Consider the following 3,168-nt stretch of genomic DNA (forward strand, 5'->3'; position numbering starts at 1 on the left):
AGCGACAGCGGACCGACCGGCATGCCGGCCATCTTGGCGGCATTCTCGATCAGGGCCGGCTTCACGCCTTCGGCGAGCAGGTTCATGCCCTCGCCGATATAGCGCATGACGCAGCGATTGGCGTAGAAGCCCCGCGTGTCAGAGACGACGATCGGCGTCTTCTTGATCTTGGTGACGAAGTCGATCGTGCGCGAGAGGGCATAATCGCCGGTCTTCTCGCCCATGATGATCTCGACCAGATTCATCTTCTCGACCGGCGAGAAGAAGTGGATGCCGATGAAATTGTCCGGACGATCCGACGCCTTGGCCAGATCGGTGATCGGGATGGAGGAGGTGTTCGAGCCAAACACCGCCGTGGTGCCGATCTGCTCTTCCGCCATCTTGGTGATCTTGGCCTTGAGTTCGGAATTCTCGAACACGGCTTCGACGACCAGATCGACATCCTTGATCGCGGTGTAATCCGTGGTCGGGGTGATCAGACCGCCCAGCTTGTCAGCCTTGTCCTGGCTCAGCTTGCCGCGGGCGACGCCCTTGGCGAAGTGGTCGGTACAATGCTTCTTGCCCTTGTCGGCGCCCTCTTGCGTGGCGTCGATGAGAACAATCTCGATCCCGGCCTGGGCCGACACCGTGGCAATGCCCGCACCCATGAAACCGGCACCGATGATGGCGATCTTGTTGATCTCGCCCTTGTCCTGACCGGCCGGACGGCGTCCGCCCTTGTCCAGGTCCTGCTTGGACAGGAAGATCGAACGGATCATGTTGCGGCTTTCCGGGCGCAGCAAAAGCTTGGTGAAATACCGGCTTTCAATGCGCAGCGCGGCATCCATCGAGACCTGCGAGCCTTCATAGACGCAGGACAGGATGTAACGCTGGGCCGGGTAATTGCCATAGCTGGTCTTGCGCAGCATCGGCGAGGCGGCACCGAACATCTGGGCACCGGCGGGGTGGTAAGGGCCACCACCGGGGAAGCGGAACTTGTCGCCATCCCAGGGCTGTTTGGCAGACTTGGGGTCTTCCTTGACCAATTCCTTGGCCTTGGCGACCAGCTCGCCACCCGGCACCACGGCATCAACAATGCCCTGGGCCTGCGCTGCGGCTGCGTCGAGCTGCTTGCCCTGCAGCAGGATCGGTGCGGCATTCATCAGACCCACCAGGCGCGGCAGGCGCTGGGTTCCTCCACCGCCCGGCAACACGCCGACCATGGCTTCCGGCAGGCCGAGCTTGGCCTTGGGATTGTCCGACGGCATGACCCGGTAATGACAGGCCAGGGCAATCTCGAAGCCACCGCCCAGGGCGAGGCCGTTGACCGCCGCTGCGATCGGCTTGCCGCAGGTTTCCAGGGCGCGGAAGGTCTTGTTGAGACGGAAGCATTGCTCGAACAGCTTCGTCTTCATTTCCTCTTCCGGCAGCTTGGCCAGCGCCGCAGACGAACCGCCCAGTTCCGACAGGTCGGCCCCGGCACAGAATGCCGCCTTGCCCGAGGTGATGACCACGCCCTTAATGGCGTCGTCATTGATGATCTTGTCGGTCAGCGCGTCGAAGTCATCCATGACATCGGCAGAGATGACGTTCATCGACTTGCCCGGGCTGTCAAAGGTGACCAGGGCAATGCCGTCATTGTCGATTTCGAGTGTAAAGTTTTTCAGTGTCATCAGGATTTCTCCTCATCGGACGCGGCGCTGTCTTCAGCGGCGTCCTGCTTTTTCTTGAGTTCTTTCGCCTTGGCAGCGCCGAAGACGGCAGAGAATGATATCGCAAAAGCGACTCCCACCGAGATGCCGATCGCGACGTTTTGCAAAGTCACGCCCATGCCCACGCCAATGGCAAGACCTAGGGGCACGCCCCGGGCGAGACCAAGCCGGATGAGACTCTGCTCGTCCTTGCGATCTGTCTCGTTCGAGTCGCTCATGACTAGACCCGCTCGATAATCGTTGCGGTGCCCATGCCGCCGCCGACGCAGAGCGTGGTCAGGGCGGTTTGCTTGCCCGTGCGCTCCAGCTCGTCGAGGACGGTGCCCAGGATCATCGCTCCGGTCGCGCCCAGCGGGTGACCCATGGCGATCGAGCCACCATTCACATTCATGATGTCGTGGTCGATCTCATAGGCCTGCATCAGGCGGAGCACGACGGCGGCGAAGGCCTCGTTGAGCTCCCACAGGTCGATATCGCCCGCTTCCATGCCGGCCTTTTTCAGGGCCTTGGCGGTAACCGGAACCGGACCCGTCAGCATGATGGTCGGCTCGGACCCGACGGAAGCCATCGAGCGGATACGCGCCCGCGGCTTGAGACCGGCGCGCTCGCCCGCCTCTTTCGAGCCGACGAGAACCATGGCCGAGCCATCAACGATGCCCGAGGAATTGCCGCCCGTGTGGACCCAGTTGAGATACTCGATCTCGGGATAGCGCTGGGTGGCGACAGCTTCAAAGCCGACGAAGTCCGACATGTCCTTGAAGGCCGACTTCAGCGAGCCGAGGCCCTGCATGTCGGTGCCCGGGCGCATGTGCTCGTCATGGGCAAGGATGGTGGTGCCCAGCTGGTCCTTCACGGCGACGACCGACTTGGCAAAGCGGCCCTCTTCCCAGGCGCGTGCGGCGCGCTTCTGGCTTTCCATCGCATAGGCATCCACATCATCACGCGAGAAGCCGTGCTTGGTGGCGATCAGGTCGGCCGAGACGCCCTGCGGCACGATGTAATTGTCGAAGGAGATTTCCGGGTCGACGCCCATGGCGCCGCCATCGGAACCCATCGGCACGCGCGACATGGCTTCCACGCCGCCGCCAATGGCGAAATCGGCCTCGCCGGACATCACCTTGGCCGCCGCAACATTGACCGCTTCCAGGCCCGAGGCACAGAAACGATTGAGCTGGTAGCCGCCCGTGGTCTCGGCATAGCCGGCATTGATCACGGCGGAGCGCGCGATATTGGCGCCCTGCTCGCCGACCGGCGAGACGACACCCATGATCACGTCATCGACGAGCGCGGTGTCGAGATTATTGCGGTCACGGATCGCGGCGAGCTGCTGGGTGGCCAGCTGCAGCGCGGTGATCTCGTTGAGCGCTCCGTTCTTTTTCTTGCCGCGCGGCGTGCGCGTGGCGTCGAAGATATAAGCTTCTGTCATGGTCACTTCCTTTCCCTTGGCGGGGTGGTTCCCTTTATCGACTCAATACTC

General features: G+C 62.4%; 3 protein-coding genes. All 3 read right to left on the minus strand.

Annotation, left to right across the window (positions count from 1 at the left end; translation table 11 throughout):
• The coding region (locus tag QZ266_RS11215) for a 3-hydroxyacyl-CoA dehydrogenase NAD-binding domain-containing protein (RefSeq protein WP_295695182.1) at positions 1-1,652 on the minus strand (1,652 nt) is incomplete at its 3' end.
• Entirely contained in the window at positions 1,652-1,909 is a 258-nt protein-coding gene (locus QZ266_RS11220) for a hypothetical protein (RefSeq protein ID WP_295695184.1), read from the minus strand. The genes QZ266_RS11220 and QZ266_RS11215, both read right to left, overlap by 1 nt.
• A 2-nt stretch (positions 1,910-1,911) precedes the next feature.
• Complete coding sequence (locus tag QZ266_RS11225) at positions 1,912-3,117, minus strand: acetyl-CoA C-acetyltransferase (protein WP_295695186.1); 1,206 nt, start codon at positions 3,115-3,117, stop codon at positions 1,912-1,914.
• Between the last annotated feature and the right edge of the window lie 51 nt (positions 3,118-3,168).

Origin of the sequence: uncultured Maricaulis sp. (assembly GCF_905480005.1) — a bacterium.
Lineage (GTDB): Bacteria > Pseudomonadota > Alphaproteobacteria > Caulobacterales > Maricaulaceae > Maricaulis.

Bases quoted from the DNA above. Each gene is read 5' to 3' on its own strand.
- QZ266_RS11225 (WP_295695186.1), bottom strand. From the start codon at position 3,117: ATGACAGAAGCTTATATCTTCGACGCCACGCGCACGCCGCGCGGCAAG.
- QZ266_RS11220 (WP_295695184.1), bottom strand. From the start codon at position 1,909: ATGAGCGACTCGAACGAGACAGATCGCAAGGACGAGCAGAGTCTCATC.